Source organism: Streptomyces sp. NBC_01408, from assembly GCF_026340255.1.
GTDB lineage: Bacteria > Actinomycetota > Actinomycetes > Streptomycetales > Streptomycetaceae > Streptomyces.
This window is the reverse complement of sequence record NZ_JAPEPJ010000001.1, coordinates 1,074,175-1,089,357: the sequence shown is the minus strand read 5'-3', so window position 1 is coordinate 1,089,357 and position 15,183 is coordinate 1,074,175. Positions and strand designations below refer to the sequence as shown.

The window sequence follows — 15,183 nt, the reverse complement described above, 5'->3', positions numbered from 1 at the left end:
TTTTCCGGGCCGGTGAGGAGACGGGGGGTGGCGCGAGGCCACGGATCGAGCGAACTCGGGATTCGTGCCGGAGCCGGTTGCAGGTCAGCGGCCGGGATCACCAGCGATGGCCAGGTGACCACCAGGACGATGACGGCAGCGGCGTAGAGGAGCACGGCGAGTTGTTGGCGCCACCCCCACGGCGCTCGACGTGAATCCGGGAATCCCGCTCCAAGGGGGCCCTTCACCGTCGGTTAGGCGGTCACTACGCCGCTCCCGGCGTGATGGATGCCGACCGAAGGGCACGGGCCGACGCCGACGTACCGCCGCAGCGGGGGCACTCGCACGGGGGGTAGCGGCCAGGGTCCGAGAGAATGACGTACGGGTCACCCGACCGGACACGGGTCATCTGGGACCACGTACGACCGGAGTCACGGGAAACGCGAAGCGTCATGAGGATGCGGGGCTCCCCAGCGAGGTCGAGAGACGGAGAGAGTCGTTCGCGGTCGTGTCCCTCAGCGCCGTTCTGCGTTGCCATATCCGCACCCTTCCGCAGCGTCATGCCCGGTCTGTTCCCGACAACTCCCAGGAAAGCGGCGGAAGTCGACGGACTCCACGGCATGCATGCCGCATTCTTGGAGCAGATCCGTGCACGGGTGCCGCAGGCTTCGAGGTCGCGGGAGGGGGTCGTCATGGGGCTAGCCGAACGGCGCAAGACCCTGGGCTACAGTCAGGAGAAATTGGCCGGGTTACTCGGCGTGGACCGCACGACGGTCGGGCGCTGGGAGAGCGGCAGGATCAAACCGCAGCCACCCCAGCGGCGAGGCTTGGCCATCGCCCTCGAAGTCAGCCTCCAAGAGCTTGACGCCCTCCTGACAGGGCTACGAGCCGCAGGACAGGAGGCCACAGGGCAGCAGTCCAGTGACCACCCGAGCGCGGGAGACCCCGACGAAATGATCCGCCGCGAATTCCTCCGCATCCTCACCGTCAACGGGGCACTGACGGCCCTGCCGGTCGGTGAGGCCGAAGCCCTCACCGACGGGGTGCTGAGGGGGATGCCCGCCGACTTCGAGCGGATGAACAGCCACCTGTGGCAGGTCTACCAACTGGCACGTTCGAAAGGCTCGGTCTACCCGGTAATCCGTGACCAGCTGACGACACTGAACGAAGCCCTGGCCGCCAGCCGAGGCAGTTCCCGCCCCCTCCTGAGCGCGGCGGCCGACCTCTTCCAGATGGCCGGCGAAGTCGCGTTCGACGGGAACCGGTACACCGACGCCGCAGCCTCGTACTCGCTCGCTGCCTCGGTCAGCAAAGACGCGGGCGCGTACGACCTGTGGGCCTGCGCTCTCGTACGCCACGCCTACGTGGACATGTCCGAGCAGCGCTACCGCCAGGCGGCGCAGATGCTGGGCGCGGCCGAGCGGCTGGCCGGTCGAGGGGACAGCGACCTCTCGACGCGGCATTGGGTCGCGTCGGTCCAAGCGGAGGCGTACGCCGGTCTTGGCGACCTCACGGCGTGCGAACGCGCACTGGACCAGGCCGAGAAGGTCAGGGACCTCACCACGGACAGTACGAATGGCGGATGGCTTCGCTTCGACGGCATCCGTCTGGCCGAGGAGCGCGGAGCGCGGTACGTGCAGCTTGGACGCCTGGACCTGGCGGAGGCGACGTTGAAGACCGCACTGGCGCAGACGGCACTTGCGTCGGGGCAGTCGTATCGGCGCCGGGGTGCAGTGCTGACCAGCCTGGCCGCCATCGGCGCGAAGCGGCGTGACCCCGACCAGGTTCTTGCGTACGGGCGGGAAGCCGTCAGCCTGGCCCGAGCCTCAGCATCCGGGTACGTCGCCCGTAGACTCCAAGCCCTGTGCGACGAGTTCGGTCCCTTGAGCCGCGACCACCGCGTAGCGGAGCTGGGGGCGGAGATCGTCACGCTGAGCACGCCGTGACGAGAGGGGTAGGCATGTCGCAGACCGAAGGTGCACGACTGTTCCGGGAAACCTGGATCGCGGGAGTGCACCAGCACTTCCCCGGGGAGCCGAAGGCTGGCTACGTCACTTCGTGGGACGAGACCCCGCGGTGGGAGCGGGAGGCCGCTGGCTCGGTCTACGACCAGGTCCGGCAGTTCATCGAGATCAGCGCCGGCCAAACGTCGAGGCTGTCGCGCGAACAGAAGAGCCGGTTCGTTGCGACGTGCTGGACGGCCCAGATGTTCAAGCACTTCGAGGACCCGAAGCCGGGCTACGTTGCCGACTGGCCTGACCTCCCGTCCTGGCAGCAGGAGACCGATGCGGACATCTTCGAGGCCATCGAGAAAACACTCCCCTGAGGTCATGCCGGGATCCTGTGCTGGTAGCAGTTACCAGCAGCACTGCTACCGGCAACGTCCGAGCATGACCTAATCTGCGGAAGCGCTATGTCGCCGAGCGTGGACTTGCAACAATACGCGCATGGAATCCCTGCCTGCTGGTGTATTCAGTCCGGGATCGCTCCGTGCGGTCGTTCTCGATACAAATGCTTTCGGTAAGGGTCTGCCAGACCTGGAACACTTGCGTCACCTGTCTGATTTAGCTGCCCGTGTCGGAATCGAGACGTGGGTGCCAGAACCTGTTGCTTGGGAATGGGCCGAACATCTCGCCAGAGAGGTAGAGGTGTTCCGTAGGGCCGTTTCCCCCGTTTTTCGCGCCATGAAGCGAGGTGGCCTCAAAGGTAAACCTCCTACCCTGCCGGCTGGTGGGGAAAAAGAGGTTATCGAAGAGTTCCTTTTTGAGCTTTCTGGTGTCCCAGGTGTCGCAGTCGTCTGGCTAACGGGCGACTCGGCGATCAATGGGCTGCGTGACCAAATATTGCAGACGGGGGCGGGCCGCCGAAAAGACGGGGTCAAGACTGGAGCATCGGACTCGGCCTGGCTCCGTGATGTCCTGGCCAAGGCTGGTGGTGACTTCACCCGTGTTGTGCTACTTAGCAAGGACCGTGACGTTGCGGCGGCGTGCAAGGCGTTGCAGGTGGATCCGCCCTACATGCTCAGGCTCTACGATTTGAACAGATATCTGTTGCGTTTCGTGAACGGGTCAGAAGGTCTCGCTCGTCGAATCACTGTGCACTTCGCCAATCTCATTTCCGAGTTGCAGGCGAACTTGTATGACGGTTGGGTTGAGCCTGATTTCAACCTAGGGGATTTCGAAGCGGATCCGGATTTCCTGCTGGGTGATTTTTGTGAATCACATCATCTGGTTCACGCTGTCACGCTCCGTCATGTCCACGAGGTGTTGGACGTCTCGGATGTTGGTAGGGATTCTGAGGCAGGCGAGGAGGGGTCGGGGGAGGGGGTGGCAGCTCTCGGTGATGTCACTTTGAAAGCCGTGGTTGAATTTCGTGTTGACGTCGATGTGTCAACCTACGAAATCGACGCCGATGGGGAAATTCAAATGGATGGGCATACGCTTTACGATGTGCGCGTTACTGCATCGCTTCTCATGGAGATGTCGAAGGGGGTAATCAGCTACTGCACCCCGCTGACGAGTGCCCGAATCGAGCCCCTCGTGAAGCCTCAGCGCTCCGCGCTTTCGTTGAGTCCCCTGCCCGAAGGTCGTGTGTTCGAGTGACGCACCGGCCGGACTCCGCTTGCGGTACCAGTGGACCAGACGTGGACCGCCGAGTAGCACGAGAGCCCTCGACGGCCTGGATCTAGCAGGTCAGCGAGCCGTGGGGTGCCTTGGGCAGCACCCTCTTGAAAACGTCATGACACTCGTGAGCGCGGCAACGATGACGGCGGAGTCCGGGCCGTCGGCAGAGCGGGCGTCCACGCAGAACGCCCGGCTGGGAGACCCCAGCCGGGCGTTGGCCTGAGCTACTGCGGGTGGATCCGGTCAGTTCAGGGTGACCGGGGTGCTCTCGATGCCGGTGTCGGTGGCGCGGAAGTACACGGCGGCGCCGTGGGCGGTGGTGGCCGTCAGGTCGGCGCGTGCGTCGCCGGTGAGGTCGCCGGAGGTGCCGAGCGTCGGGTAGGCCGCGCGGGTGAGCCCGGAGCCGATCGCGGTGCGGGGGCCGGAGCCCCAGCCGGCGGTGTCGAGCGTGCCGTCGGCGCCCGCGCTCCCGCGCACGGCGAAGAGCTCGCCGGTGGCGTCGTCGCGTACCCACAGGTCGGCGAGGCCGTCACCATCGGTGTCGCCCGGGGCGACGACGGTGAGGCCCTCCCAGCCCGAGCCGCCCGAGCCGCCCACGGCGACGGGCGCGACCCAGTCCACGTAGCCCGAGGCGCTGCCGTAGTACAGCCACAGCTGCGCGCCCTGCCGCACGAGCAGTTCGGGCGCGCCGTCGCCGTCGAGGTCACCGGCGGAGGTCACCTGGTCCGCGTCCGCCCAGTGGGCGTTGGCCTCGTCGAGGACGGAGAGGTCGAAGCGGTTGAGGGTGTCGACCGCCCCGAGCCCGGTGTTCGGGTAGACCCACAGCTTCCGGCCGCCGTCACCGGGAGCCAGTACCACCAGGTCGTTGTAGCCGTCCTGGCCCCAGTCCCCGCTCGCCACGATCTGCGAGCCGGCGTCCAGGGTCACTCCCGCGTCGGTGGGGGCGGCGAAGGTGCCGTCCCCCTTGCCCGCGCGGAACAGGAGGCGGCCGGCGGCGTCGAGGGTCCACAGGTCGCCGTGGCCGTCGCCGTTGAGGTCTCCGGCCGCGTCGGGCTTCGGGGCGCGGTTCGCGACGAAGAGGTAGTGAGCGGTGTCGGAGAGGTTGCCGGCCTTGTCCACGCTGTAGGCGTGGACGCTCTGCGGGCCGGCGCTCAGCGGGGTGATGACGGCGCTGCCGCCGGGGGCGACGGAGCGGCGGGTCTGGTCGGCGTCCGTCCAGTAGACGATCTCCGCGAGGTCCGTGTCACCGGCGCCGCCCGTGAAGGTGAAGGTGCCGGGGGTGCGGGCCGTGCCGGTGTGCTCGGGCTGCCCGTTGTCCGCGGAGGGGAACTCCGCCGAGCTGATCACCGGGGGCGTGCCGGGACGCGTACGGTCCACCGAGAAGGCGCAGCTCGGCGACCAGGCGGAGGCCGGGGCGCCTTCGGCGACGCCGCGCACGTTCCAGGTGTAGTCGCCGGTGGGCAGGTCGGTGTCGGGGACGGCCAGGGTGGCGATCCGGTTCGAGTCCGCCTGCACGGAGACGGCCCGTACGAGGGCGCCGGTGTCGGCCCGGAAGACCTGGAACTCGGCGGACGGCCAGCCGGTCGCCGGGCTGTCGACGGTGGCGAACAGCTTGACCTGTGACGTGTTCCCGATGAGGCCGCCGGTGCAGGCGGTGGCGGGGTCGGTGCGCAGCCCCGAGACGACCGGTGCGGGGGTGACGGGGACGGCGGGGGCGACGGTGGTCTCCAGGACGGCGCTCTTCGGGTCGAAGCGCTTCCACGCGGAGGTGTCGTTCTCGTCGGCGGCGAAGAGGCCGACGGTGACGGCGGTCCGGTTCGTGGCCGCGGCGTCCTTGAGGAGGGCGGTGACGTCGAACTCCAGGTCCCCGGCGGCGCAGCCGGGGCGGCCCTTGGCGGCGGTGACCGTGGCGAGCTTCGCGCCCTTGGCGGGCTGGTTCTTCCAGGTCGTCGTCGCCGAGACCGGGTCCACGCTCCACAGTTCGACGGGCTTGGCCGTGCAGGTGGCCGCGGCGGTGTTGCGGACGCGCAGGATGGCGGCGGTGACGTCGGCGCCCTTGAGGTTCGCGGTGCCGAGCTGGAGGAAGGAGCGGGACAGGCCCTGGGCGCCACCCTCGTTGCCGGCGCGCAGGGCGTCGGCGGACTTCCAGTAGGCGGAGTTCGGGTGCTTCTTCGAGACCCGAGTCCAGCTCTCCACGGCGCCGACCGTGCTGCCCGCAGCGGTGGCCCGTACGGTGCCGGCGGCGGCGGCCGTGGTGGTGGCGGTGTCAGCGGCGGCGGACGCGGGCGCCAGGGCGATGAGCCCCGTCGTCACCGTGCCCGCTGCCAGGACGAGCGACAGCGCGCGTCTGGGCGCGCCGCCCGCCCGGCCCCCCGGCCTGGTGTTTTGCATGGTCATGAACCCTCCCCGGTCACACAAAAAGACAATCAGCGTGACCTTAATCGGTGGCTGAGCACAGGCCTATTCGATATCGGGGGAGGGGGGAGGCCCGGGCCAGGACGACCGCCGAGCTGAACGGCCGCCCACGCAAAACGCTCGGCCGGGAAGCCCCGGCCGAGCGCTTGCACACACTCTTGTCAGAGCTTCTCGATCACGTAGTCGATGCACGCGGTCAGCGCCTGCACGTCCGCCGGGTCGATCGCCGGGAACATCGCTACGCGCAGCTGGTTGCGGCCGAGCTTGCGGTACGGCTCGGTGTCCACGATGCCGTTGGCGCGCAGCACCTTGGCCACGGCCGCCGCGTCGACGTCGTCCGAGAAGTCGATCGTGCCGATGACGGCGGAACGCTTGTCGGCGTCCACGACGAACGGGGTCGCGTACTTCGACGCCTCCGCCCAGCCGTACAGGTTGCGCGCGCTGGCCGCCGTACGGCCCGTCGCGAACTCCAGACCGCCCTGGCCGTTGAGCCACTCCAGCTGCTGGTTCAGCAGGAAGAGGGTGGACAGGGCCGGGGTGTTGTACGTCTGGTTCTTCAGCGAGTTGTCGATCGCCGTCGGCAGCGAGAAGAACTCCGGGATGTGCCGGCCGGAGTCGTGAACGCGCTGCGCGCGCTCCAGGGCCGCCGGGGAGAACGCCGCCAGCCACAGCCCGCCGTCCGAGGCGAAGGACTTCTGCGGGGCGAAGTAGTAGACGTCCGTCTCGGTGATGTCCACCGGCAGACCGCCGGCGCCCGAGGTCGCGTCCACCAGGACGAGGGACCCGGCGTCGGCGCCCGCGACGCGCTTGAGCGGCGCCGCGACACCCGTCGAGGTCTCGTTGTGGGTGTACGCGTACACGTCCACGCCCGCCTCGGCGACCGGCTCGGGGTGCGTACCCGGCTCGGAGGAGATCACGCTGGGCGCGTCCAGCCACGGCGCGAGCTTGGCGGCCTTGGCGAACTTGGAGGAGAACTCGCCGAAGGTGAGGTGCTGGGACTTCTGCTCGATCAGCCCGTGCGTCGCGATGTCCCAGAAGGCGGTGGAGCCGCCGTTGCCCAGGATCACCTCGTAGCCCTCGGGCAGGGAGAAGAGGTCCCGGACACCCTGACGCACCGAGCCGACCAGGTTCTTGACCGGGGCCTGGCGGTGCGAGGTTCCGAGCAGGGAGGTTCCGGTGGCGGCGAGGGCGTCCAGCGCCTCGGTCCGCACCTTGGAGGGGCCCGCGCCGAAGCGTCCGTCGGCGGGCTTGATGTCAGCGGGAATCTGGATCTCGGCCACGAACGGAGCGTAGCCGGTCGCGGACCGGGGTCCGGAGGCGCGTCCACCCGATGAGACGAACGGCCGCGGTGGATGCTTGGCACCGTGACGTCACCCGGTGAACTCCAAGAACTCGAAGAACTCGAACGGACCTTGCGGGCGGAACTGCGCGGACAGGTGGATTTCGGAGCCGCCGCGCGGGCCCTGGTGACCATGGACGCCTCCAACTACCGCCGGGTCCCCGTCGGCGTGGTCGCCCCGCGGGACGCCGAGGACGTGGCGGCCGCGCTCCGGGTGTGCGCCGAGGCCGGCGTCCCGGTCGTCCCGCGCGGCGGCGGCACCTCCATCGCGGGCCAGGCCACGGGCCTGGGCGTGGTCCTCGACCTCACCCGGCACATGAACGCCCTGGTCTCCGTGGACCCGGCGGCCCGCACCGCGGTCGTCCAGCCGGGGCTGGTCCTCGACCGGCTGCGGGACGCGGTGCGCCCGTACGGGCTGACCTTCGGGCCCGACCCCTCCACGCATTCCCGCTGCACCCTCGGCGGCATGATCGGCAACAACGCGTGCGGGGCCCACTCGGTGGCCTGGGGCACCACCGCCGACAACGTGGCCGAGCTGACGGTGACCGCGTACGGGGGCACCTCGCACCGGATCTCCACCGGCTGGGCGGGGGCCCCCGCGGGGCTGCGGGAACTCGTCGACGGGAACCTGGCGCTGCTGCGGACGGGAATGGGCGGCGGCTTCTCGCGGCGGATCTCCGGCTACGGCGGCCTCGACTCGCTGCTGCCCGAGCGGGGCGCGGAGTTGGCCCGCGCGTTCTGCGGGAGCGAGGGCACGCTCGGGGTGGTGACCGAGGCCCTGGTGCGCCTGGTGGAAGCGCCGCGCGCGCCGGTGCTCGCGGTGCTCGGGTACGCCGACGAGAGCGCGGCGGCGGACGCGGCGTCGGGGCTGCTGCCGTTGGGCCCGCTGACGGTCGAGGGGATGGCGCAGGACCTGGTGCGCGGGGCCGCGGGGCTGCCCCGGGGCGGGGCCTGGCTGTTCGTGGAGATGCCGGACGAGGGCGGGGCGAGGTCACTCGTACGGGGTGCCGACGCGCTCGACTCGGTGGTCGTCACCGACTCGGCGGGGCAGCGGGCGCTGTGGCGGATCCGCGAGGACGCGGCCGGCACGGCGACCCGGATGCCCGACGGCTCCATGGCCTGGCCGGGCTGGGAGGACTGCGCGGTGCCGCCGGCCCGGCTGGGGGCGTACCTGCGGGAGTTCCGGGCGCTGCTGGCGGCGCACGGGCTGCGCGGATCCCCGTACGGGCACTTCGGCGAGGGCTGCGTGCACGTACGGATCGACTTCGACCTGGCATCGGCGGGAGGCGTGGCCCGCTTCCGGACGTTCTCGGAGGAGCTGGCCGACCTGGTGATCTCCCACGGCGGCTCGCTGTCGGGGGAGCACGGGGACGGGCAGGCCCGCGCGGAACTCCTGCCGAGGATGTACGGGGCGGAGGTGGTCGGGCTCTTCGCCGCCTACAAGGACGTGTGGGACCCGGCGGGCGGCATGAACCCCGGGATGCTGGTCCGGCCGCGGCGCCTCGACGAGAACCTGCGCTTCACCGTGCTCCCGCCGACGCCCTTCGCCCGGGAGGTTGCACGGTGCGTCGGGGTCGCGAAGTGCCGTACGGCCGAGCCGGGCGGGCCCGGGGTGATGTGCCCCTCGTACCGGGTCACCGGCGAGGAGCAGCACTCCACGCGCGGCCGGGCCCGGCTGCTGCACGAGATGCTGGCCGGGGAGGTCATCACCGACGGCTGGCGCTCGAAGGAGGTGGCCGAGGCGCTGGACCTGTGCCTGAGCTGCAAGGGCTGCCGCAGCGACTGCCCGGTGGGCGTGGACATGGCCGCCTACAAGGCGGAGTTCCTGCACCACCACTGGGCCGGCCGGATCCGCCCGCTGTCCCACTACACCCTGGGCGGCCTCCCGGCCTGGCTCCGCCTGATCACCCGCCTACGGGCGACGCGCCTCGCGAACGCCCTGGCCCGCCGCCTCCCCGTACCGGGCCTGACCCGCAACCCCACCCGAAGCCTGCCGGAACTGGCGGGGCAGACGTTCAGGGGGTGGTGGGGGGCGCAGGCCGGGGCGGGGCCAAAGCCAGCCTCGCCGGCGTTTGAGGCGCGGGTCCGGGCAGAGCCCGGGAGCCGCCCGCAGGGTCAGATCAGGCCGGGCCAGGCTCCGCCAAAGGGCCAGGCTCCGCCCGAGCGGCAGGACAAGGCCCAGACTCCGCCCAAGGACCACGCTCCGCCGACACCGACCGTCACCCTGTGGCCCGACACCTTCACGGAGTACCTCAGCCCCGACACCGGCCGCGCAGCAGTACGCGTACTCCAAGCGGCCGGACTCCGCGTAGCGGTCCCGCCGGGGAGGGTGTGCTGCGGCCTGACCTACGTGTCCACCGGCCGCCTCGACCGCGCCCGCAAGGTCCTGCGCCGCACCCTGGACGCGGTGGACGCGCTGGGCGCGCTGGGCGAGGCAGACGGCCCCGTACTGGTACTGGAACCCAGCTGCGCCGCAGCCCTCCGCACCGACCTCCCCGCCCTGCTCCCCGACGACCCCCGCGCCCCCCGCCTCGCGGCCGCCGTCCGTACCTTCGCCGAGACCCTGGAGGAGCACGCGCCGCACTGGCAGCCGCCCCGCCTCGACCGGCCGGTCGCCGGCCAGACCCACTGCCACCAGCACGCGGTCCTCGGCGACGGCGCCGACCGGCGGCTGCGCGAGCGGGCCGGGCTGGTCGGCGAGCTCAGCGGCGGCTGCTGCGGCCTGGCGGGCAACTTCGGCTTCGAGCCGGGCCACCACGAGGTCTCGGTGGCGTGCGCGGAGGAACAGCTGCTCCCGTCCTTGCGGGCGGCTCCCCCCAACGTCGTGGTCCAGGCGGACGGGTTCTCCTGCCGGACCCAGATCGCCCAGCTGGGCGGCGGCGGCCACCGGCCCCGGCACCTGGCGGAACTGCTGGCGGAGGGGCTGGACGGGGGCGAGGGTCCGGGCGAGGGCACAGCGGGCGCAGCCGACACGTAGTCGTAGCGAACATGTAAGGCAAAACACGCGGGTACAGCCCTTACTCACCCCTTAATCTGGATAAATGCCCGCACCCTCCTCATCCTCGACGACCGCCGCCCCTTCCGCGGAAGCCTCCGTTCCGCTCCCCGCGGGCGGCGGCAGCGGCGGCAGCAGCCGCGGCGGCCTCGGCAGCGGCCTCGGGCCGGTCGCGCTGGTGATCTCGGCGGGCATCTCGGTGCAGTTCGGCGCCGCCCTCGCGGTCATGATCATGCCGCGGGCCGGCGCGGCGGGCGTGGTCACGCTGCGCCTCGCGGCCGCCGCGCTCGTCCTGCTCCTCCTGTGCCGGCCCAAGGTGCGCGGCTACTCCCGCGCCGACTGGGGCACGGTCGTCGTCTTCGGCATCACCATGGCCGGCATGAACGGCCTCTTCTACCAGGCCGTGGACCGGATCCCGCTCGGTCCGGCCGTCACCCTGGAGGTCCTCGGACCGCTCGCCCTGTCGGTGATCGTCTCGCGGCGCCTGGTCAACCTGCTCTGGGCGGGCCTCGCCCTGGCCGGCGTCGTGCTGCTGTCCAGCCACGGCGGGGGCGGCTTCGGCGGTCTCGACCTCGTGGGCGCGGCCTTCGCGCTCGGCGCGGGCGCGATGTGGGCCGCGTACATCGTCTTCAGCGCGCGGACCGGCCGCCGCTTCCCGCAGGCGGACGGCCTGGCCCTGGCCATGGCGGTGGCCGCGGTGCTCTCGCTCCCGCTGGGCATCGTCGAAGCCGGCTCCGACCTGCTGGTCCCGAGCACCCTCGCCCTGGGCGTGGGCGTGGCCGTACTGTCCTCCGTGCTGCCCTACACCCTGGAACTGCTCGCCCTGCGACGGATGCCCTCCCCGACCTTCGCCATCCTGATGAGCCTCGAACCGGCCATCGCCGCCACCGCCGGGTTCCTCGTCCTCAACCAGGCCATGTCCGCCCTGGACGCGCTGGCCATCGCCCTCGTGATCGCGGCCAGCATGGGGGCGGTCCGGTCCCAGATCCGCAAGCAGCCCGCCGGAAGGCGGCCCACCGGAAAGCAGCCCGCCGTATGAACCCCGTCACCGTCGACACCTACCTCGCCGCTGCCCCGGATGCCCGCCGCGAGGCCCTCACCCGCCTGCGGGAGCTGTGCGTGGCGGAGCTGACGGGCTTCGAGGAGCACATCGCCTACGGCATGCCCGCGTACACCCGGCCGGGGGCCGAGGCCGGGGAGATCGCCTGGGCGAACCAGAAGCAGTACATCTCCTTCTACCTGCTGCGTACGGACATCCGCGACGCCTTCGCGGAGCGCCTGGCCGCCCACGACATGGGCAAAGCCTGCCTCCGCTTCCGCAACCCCGCCAAGGTCGACTTCACCCTCCTGCGCGACCTCCTCCGCGCCACGGCGGAGGCGGGGCCGGGGAAGGTCTGCTGAGGGGAGCCGGCGGGCGCTAACGGCCGTCGTACCGGGCCGCCATGGCCGCCAGTGCGGTTCTGATGCGTGCGCGGAGGGCGGGCGGGGAGAGGACCTCCGCGTCCGCGGCCAGGGCCAGGAATTGGGCCTCCGCGGCGTCCGCCGACTCGATCGGGAGGGTCGCGCGGGTCCAGCCGGGAGTCTCCGGATCCGGGCGGCCGGTGGCTGCCAGGGCGCGCGCCTGGGCACCCGTCAGCCGGTCCGCGGCGCGCGCGGAGAGCCGTACCTCCGCCTCCTCCGGGTACAGCCGCGCGTGGAAGTCCTCCTGGCTCCGGCGCCAGTGCGCCGCGAGGTCGAAGCCTTCCGGGAGCTCCACGGTCCGCGCCGTCTGCGTCACCGACAGGATCTGGTCCACCCGGTACGTCCGGGCGCCTTCCGGGCCCGCCACCAGGTACCAGCGCCCCGCCTTCAGGACCAGACCGTAAGGGGCGAGGACCCGGTCCACCTCCCGGGGCTCCTTCCACCTGCGGTAGCGCACCTCGACCACCCGGCCCCGCCACACGGCGTCGGCCACCTGCGCGAGGTGCGGGGTCTCCTCGTGCTCCGCGTACCAGCCCGGCGCGTCCAGGTGGAACCGCATCCGCATCCGGTCGGCCTGCGCGCGCAACTCCGGCGGCAGCGCCGCCCGCAACTTCAGCTGGGCCGCCGACAGGGCCCGCCCGAGGCCCAGTTCCGCCGCCGGTCCCGGCATTCCGGTCAGGAACAGGGCCTCCGCCTCGCCCGTACTGAGCCCCGTCAGCCGGGTCCGGTAGCCGGCGAGCAGCTGGTAGCCCCCACTGTGCCCGGCCTCCCCGTACAGCGGGACGCCCGCCGCGGCCAGCGCCTCCGCGTCGCGGTAGACCGTACGGACGGACACCTCCAGCTCCCGCGCCAGCTCGGCGGCGGTCATCCGCTCCCGGGTCTGGAGCAGGAGGAGGATCGACAGCAGGCGGCTCGACTTCACTGCCACATGGTGTCAGTGGAGTGGTTCTACGGTCCTCGCATGAACGATTTCGACTTCCTCATCGGCACCTGGGACGTCGCCAACCGCTGGCGCGCCGACTTCCTCGACGCGGACAGCGCGTGGGAGGAGTTCCCGGCCGTGTCCCGCGTCTCCCGCCACTTCGACGGCGGCGCCAGCTTCGACGAGATCGACTTCCGGACGAAGGGCTTCGGTGGTCTGACGCTGCGCCTCTTCGACCGGGAGCGCGAGCAGTGGTCGCTGTACTGGTCGAGCCGCAGCACCGGCCTGCTGTTCCCGCCCGTCGTCGGCCGGTTCGACGGCGGCCGCGGGGTCTTCGAGGGGGAGGACACGCACGACGGGAAGGCGGTCCGCGTGCGGTTCGTATGGTCGGGGACGGCGGCCGGGGAGTCCCCGCGCTGGGAGCAGTTCTTCTCCGTCGACGAGGGCGACACCTGGCTGCAGAACTGGACGATGGACTTCACCCGTAGCCCCTGAAACCGTACGCCCGCCCCGCCGGCACGGGGGTCCGGCGGGGCGGGCGTACCTCCTCGGGGTGAGCTAGCCCAGCGGCAGGTCCAGGTACGACGGCGTTGCCTCCGGGGAGGTGAAGGAGAGGGTGGCGCGGGGGAGGTTGGCGTCGCCGTAGAAGGGGTCGCGGGCGTCGATCACCAGCATCAGGCGGTGGTCGCGCGGGACGTCGTACGCCGTGGCCTGGAGGTCGATGTCCGCGCTGATCAGGCTGTCCGGCGGGGAGTCGAGGTCGGTGTACGGGGCGTGCGTGACGATGTGGGCGGTGTTGTCGGCTGCCACGTCCAGGAGGTACGCGACGAAGGTGGAGCCGGGGTTCGCCGCCCGGTAGGTGACGCGCAGCCGGGGCGTGCCCCGTAGCCGGGTGATCTCGCGGCCCGGGGCCGAGGCCCACACCGCGGCGACCGAGCGGTCGATGTCACCGGTCGGGTAGACCTTCGGGCGGCCGGCGATCTCCTGGTAGCCGGAGGTGACGACCGAGTCGGCGACGGTGGCCGGGGTGTCCATCCCGCACAGCACGCCCGCCGTCCAGCCGGACTCCGGCTGTTCGGTCAGCTCGCCGCCGCCCGCCAGGTGCAGCCTGCGCACCTCCTCGGTGACGGAGTGCCAGGTGGGGCGGGGTTCCAGGGTCTTGTTCCACATGACCTCGCCCAGCACCTGGCCCTCGGCGTCGATGCCGTTGTCGATCCCCTTGAGGTGGCGGTCGAACCAGCGGTGGGCGTCCGTCCATATCCGGTTCGGCAGGCCGAGCATGCCCGAGGCCTCGGGGCCGGAGTGGTCGCCGATGGAGAGGGCGAGGCGTTTGGGGCCGGTCAGCTCGTTGAACACCTTCAGGGTCTGGTTGGACGGGAAGAGCGTCTCGTGCCAGGCGTGCGAGTAGAAGACCGGGACCTGGCGGCGGTTGAGCTCCTTGATGTGGGTGAAGGGCGAGCGCGGCTCCGCCCAGCGCAGGGTGCCCCGGATGTCGCGGTTGGCCAGGACGTTGTCGAAGACGCTCTGCGTCTGCGGGCTCAGCCGGGCCTTCGCGGCGGCGGCGAGCAGGGCCCGTACGGCCGCGACGTGGCGGGTGGAGTTCTCGTAGAACGCCTCCCCGAGGTCGCCCCAGCTGCTCAGCGCGACCACGGCGTCGACGCGGGTGTCGTGGGCGGCGACCAGCTGGCTGATGCCCGAGCCGTACGAGTCCCCGAGGAAGCCGATCTTCGTCACCGGGCCGGCGCTGCGCTCGATGAGGTGGTCCAGGGCCCGGCTGCCGTCGGCGACGTCGAGCGGGCCCGCCACGTCGACCTGGCCTTCGGAGCCGGCGAAGCCGCGGGCGGAGTAGGCGAGGACGTCGTAGCCGCGGATCGCGAAGAGGGTGGCCTGGACGGCGTACGCCAGCCAGCCCAGATCGGTCCACGGCGAAGGCATGATGATCACCGGCCGCGGCTGGACCCCGGTGTGCCGCCACAGCGCGGCGTCGAGCAGGTCGCCGTCGGCGCCGGTCACCTTGCCGCGGGTGAAGACGGCGCCGGCGCGGGACTCGGCGACCTCGGCGGCGCGGGCGGGGGAGAGGCCGGTGACGTCGCCGCTCTCCAGGGCGCCGACGAAGGCGCCGAGGGCGGTCGAGTCGAGTTCGGGGTAGAGGGAGACGGGGACGGGGGCAGGGGTTCGTCGGGCTGCGGTCACGTCGGTTCATCCTCTGCGTCGAGTGACATGAACGTGGTGTGCTCGCCCGGGCCCGGAGCGGAACGTCCAGTATCGACGGGACATCCGGTGACGTATCGCGAGTTTCCCGGTTACGGCCTGAATCGCCCCCTCCGTACCGGGTGGCCGGGGTGCGGCGGGACCTGCGGCCGTCGCGTGTCGCCGCAAGTCGGTTCTGCAGTAAGGGGGTTGGTGCCGGTGGCGGGAACGTGCCGGATCGCGGCCAAATCATGCAAGC

At 71.3% G+C, this 15,183-nt stretch carries 11 protein-coding genes; 7 read left to right on the top strand and 4 right to left on the bottom strand.

Features of this window, described 5'->3' with window-relative positions:
• Nucleotides 1–671: 671 nt before the first annotated feature.
• The 3 genes from OG447_RS05025 (at nt 672) to OG447_RS05015 (ending at nt 3,581) form a co-directional block, all read left to right on the top strand.
• The gene (locus tag OG447_RS05025; RefSeq protein WP_266935101.1) at nt 672–1,925 is read left to right on the top strand and encodes a helix-turn-helix domain-containing protein; all 1,254 of its coding nucleotides are present in this window, start codon (nt 672–674) and stop codon (nt 1,923–1,925) included.
• A 14-nt stretch (nt 1,926–1,939) separates the two neighbouring features.
• Nucleotides 1,940–2,305 (top strand): hypothetical protein, encoded by a 366-nt coding sequence (locus tag OG447_RS05020; RefSeq protein ID WP_266935099.1) that lies wholly within the window; start codon nt 1,940–1,942, stop codon nt 2,303–2,305.
• Nucleotides 2,306–2,426: 121 nt separating this feature from the next.
• The gene (locus tag OG447_RS05015) at nt 2,427–3,581 is read left to right on the top strand and encodes a hypothetical protein (RefSeq protein WP_266935097.1); all 1,155 of its coding nucleotides are present in this window, start codon (nt 2,427–2,429) and stop codon (nt 3,579–3,581) included.
• A 264-nt stretch (nt 3,582–3,845) separates the two neighbouring features.
• On the opposite strand, the gene OG447_RS05010 is transcribed toward OG447_RS05015, so the two are convergent.
• Together OG447_RS05010 and serC are read right to left on the bottom strand one after the other, a co-directional pair.
• Nucleotides 3,846–5,999 carry a DNRLRE domain-containing protein gene (locus OG447_RS05010; RefSeq protein WP_266935095.1) on the bottom strand — a complete coding sequence of 718 codons (2,154 nt, stop codon included), beginning with the start codon at nt 5,997–5,999 and terminating at the stop codon, nt 3,846–3,848.
• Nucleotides 6,000–6,178: 179 nt separating this feature from the next.
• The gene (gene serC / locus OG447_RS05005; protein WP_266935093.1) at nt 6,179–7,297 is read right to left on the bottom strand and encodes a phosphoserine transaminase; all 1,119 of its coding nucleotides are present in this window, start codon (nt 7,295–7,297) and stop codon (nt 6,179–6,181) included.
• Nucleotides 7,298–7,489: 192 nt separating this feature from the next.
• Here serC and OG447_RS05000 point away from each other — a divergent pair, with 192 nt between their 5' ends.
• The 3 genes from OG447_RS05000 to OG447_RS04990 all read left to right on the top strand — a co-directional run bounded on the left by OG447_RS05000 (nt 7,490) and on the right by OG447_RS04990 (nt 11,752).
• Complete coding sequence (locus OG447_RS05000) at nt 7,490–10,333, top strand: FAD-binding and (Fe-S)-binding domain-containing protein (protein ID WP_266938756.1); 2,844 nt, start codon at nt 7,490–7,492, stop codon at nt 10,331–10,333.
• A 64-nt stretch (nt 10,334–10,397) separates the two neighbouring features.
• On the top strand, nt 10,398–11,390 hold the full coding sequence (locus OG447_RS04995) for a DMT family transporter (protein ID WP_266935092.1): 993 nt from the start codon (nt 10,398–10,400) through the stop codon (nt 11,388–11,390).
• Nucleotides 11,387–11,752, top strand: a complete 366-nt coding sequence (locus OG447_RS04990) for a DUF1801 domain-containing protein (protein ID WP_266935090.1) — start codon at nt 11,387–11,389, stop codon at nt 11,750–11,752. The genes OG447_RS04995 and OG447_RS04990 overlap by 4 nt, the downstream gene beginning before the upstream one ends.
• 16 nt (nt 11,753–11,768) lie before the next feature.
• Here the strand turns inward: OG447_RS04990 and OG447_RS04985 are convergent, their stop codons facing one another.
• Nucleotides 11,769–12,734, bottom strand: coding sequence for a YafY family protein (locus OG447_RS04985; RefSeq protein ID WP_266935089.1), 966 nt, complete (start codon nt 12,732–12,734; stop codon nt 11,769–11,771).
• A 39-nt stretch (nt 12,735–12,773) separates the two neighbouring features.
• Here OG447_RS04985 and OG447_RS04980 point away from each other — a divergent pair, with 39 nt between their 5' ends.
• Nucleotides 12,774–13,229, top strand: a complete 456-nt coding sequence (locus tag OG447_RS04980) for a hypothetical protein (protein WP_266935088.1) — start codon at nt 12,774–12,776, stop codon at nt 13,227–13,229.
• Between the two features lie 63 nt (nt 13,230–13,292).
• On the opposite strand, the gene OG447_RS04975 is transcribed toward OG447_RS04980, so the two are convergent.
• The gene (locus OG447_RS04975) at nt 13,293–14,927 is read right to left on the bottom strand and encodes an alpha/beta fold hydrolase (protein ID WP_266935087.1); all 1,635 of its coding nucleotides are present in this window, start codon (nt 14,925–14,927) and stop codon (nt 13,293–13,295) included.
• Nucleotides 14,928–15,183 lie beyond the last annotated feature (256 nt).

What these genes read in the sequence shown, in the direction of transcription:
- OG447_RS05015 (WP_266935097.1), top strand. Translation starts at nt 2,427, where the DNA reads ATGGAATCCCTGCCTGCTGGTGTATTCAGTCCGGGATCGCTCCGTGCG.
- OG447_RS05020 (WP_266935099.1), top strand. Translation starts at nt 1,940, where the DNA reads ATGTCGCAGACCGAAGGTGCACGACTGTTCCGGGAAACCTGGATCGCG.
- OG447_RS04980 (WP_266935088.1), top strand. Translation starts at nt 12,774, where the DNA reads ATGAACGATTTCGACTTCCTCATCGGCACCTGGGACGTCGCCAACCGC.
- OG447_RS05010 (WP_266935095.1), bottom strand. Translation starts at nt 5,999, where the DNA reads ATGACCATGCAAAACACCAGGCCGGGGGGCCGGGCGGGCGGCGCGCCC.
- OG447_RS05025 (WP_266935101.1), top strand. Translation starts at nt 672, where the DNA reads ATGGGGCTAGCCGAACGGCGCAAGACCCTGGGCTACAGTCAGGAGAAA.
- OG447_RS05000 (WP_266938756.1), top strand. Translation starts at nt 7,490, where the DNA reads ATGGACGCCTCCAACTACCGCCGGGTCCCCGTCGGCGTGGTCGCCCCG.
- OG447_RS04990 (WP_266935090.1), top strand. Translation starts at nt 11,387, where the DNA reads ATGAACCCCGTCACCGTCGACACCTACCTCGCCGCTGCCCCGGATGCC.
- OG447_RS04995 (WP_266935092.1), top strand. Translation starts at nt 10,398, where the DNA reads ATGCCCGCACCCTCCTCATCCTCGACGACCGCCGCCCCTTCCGCGGAA.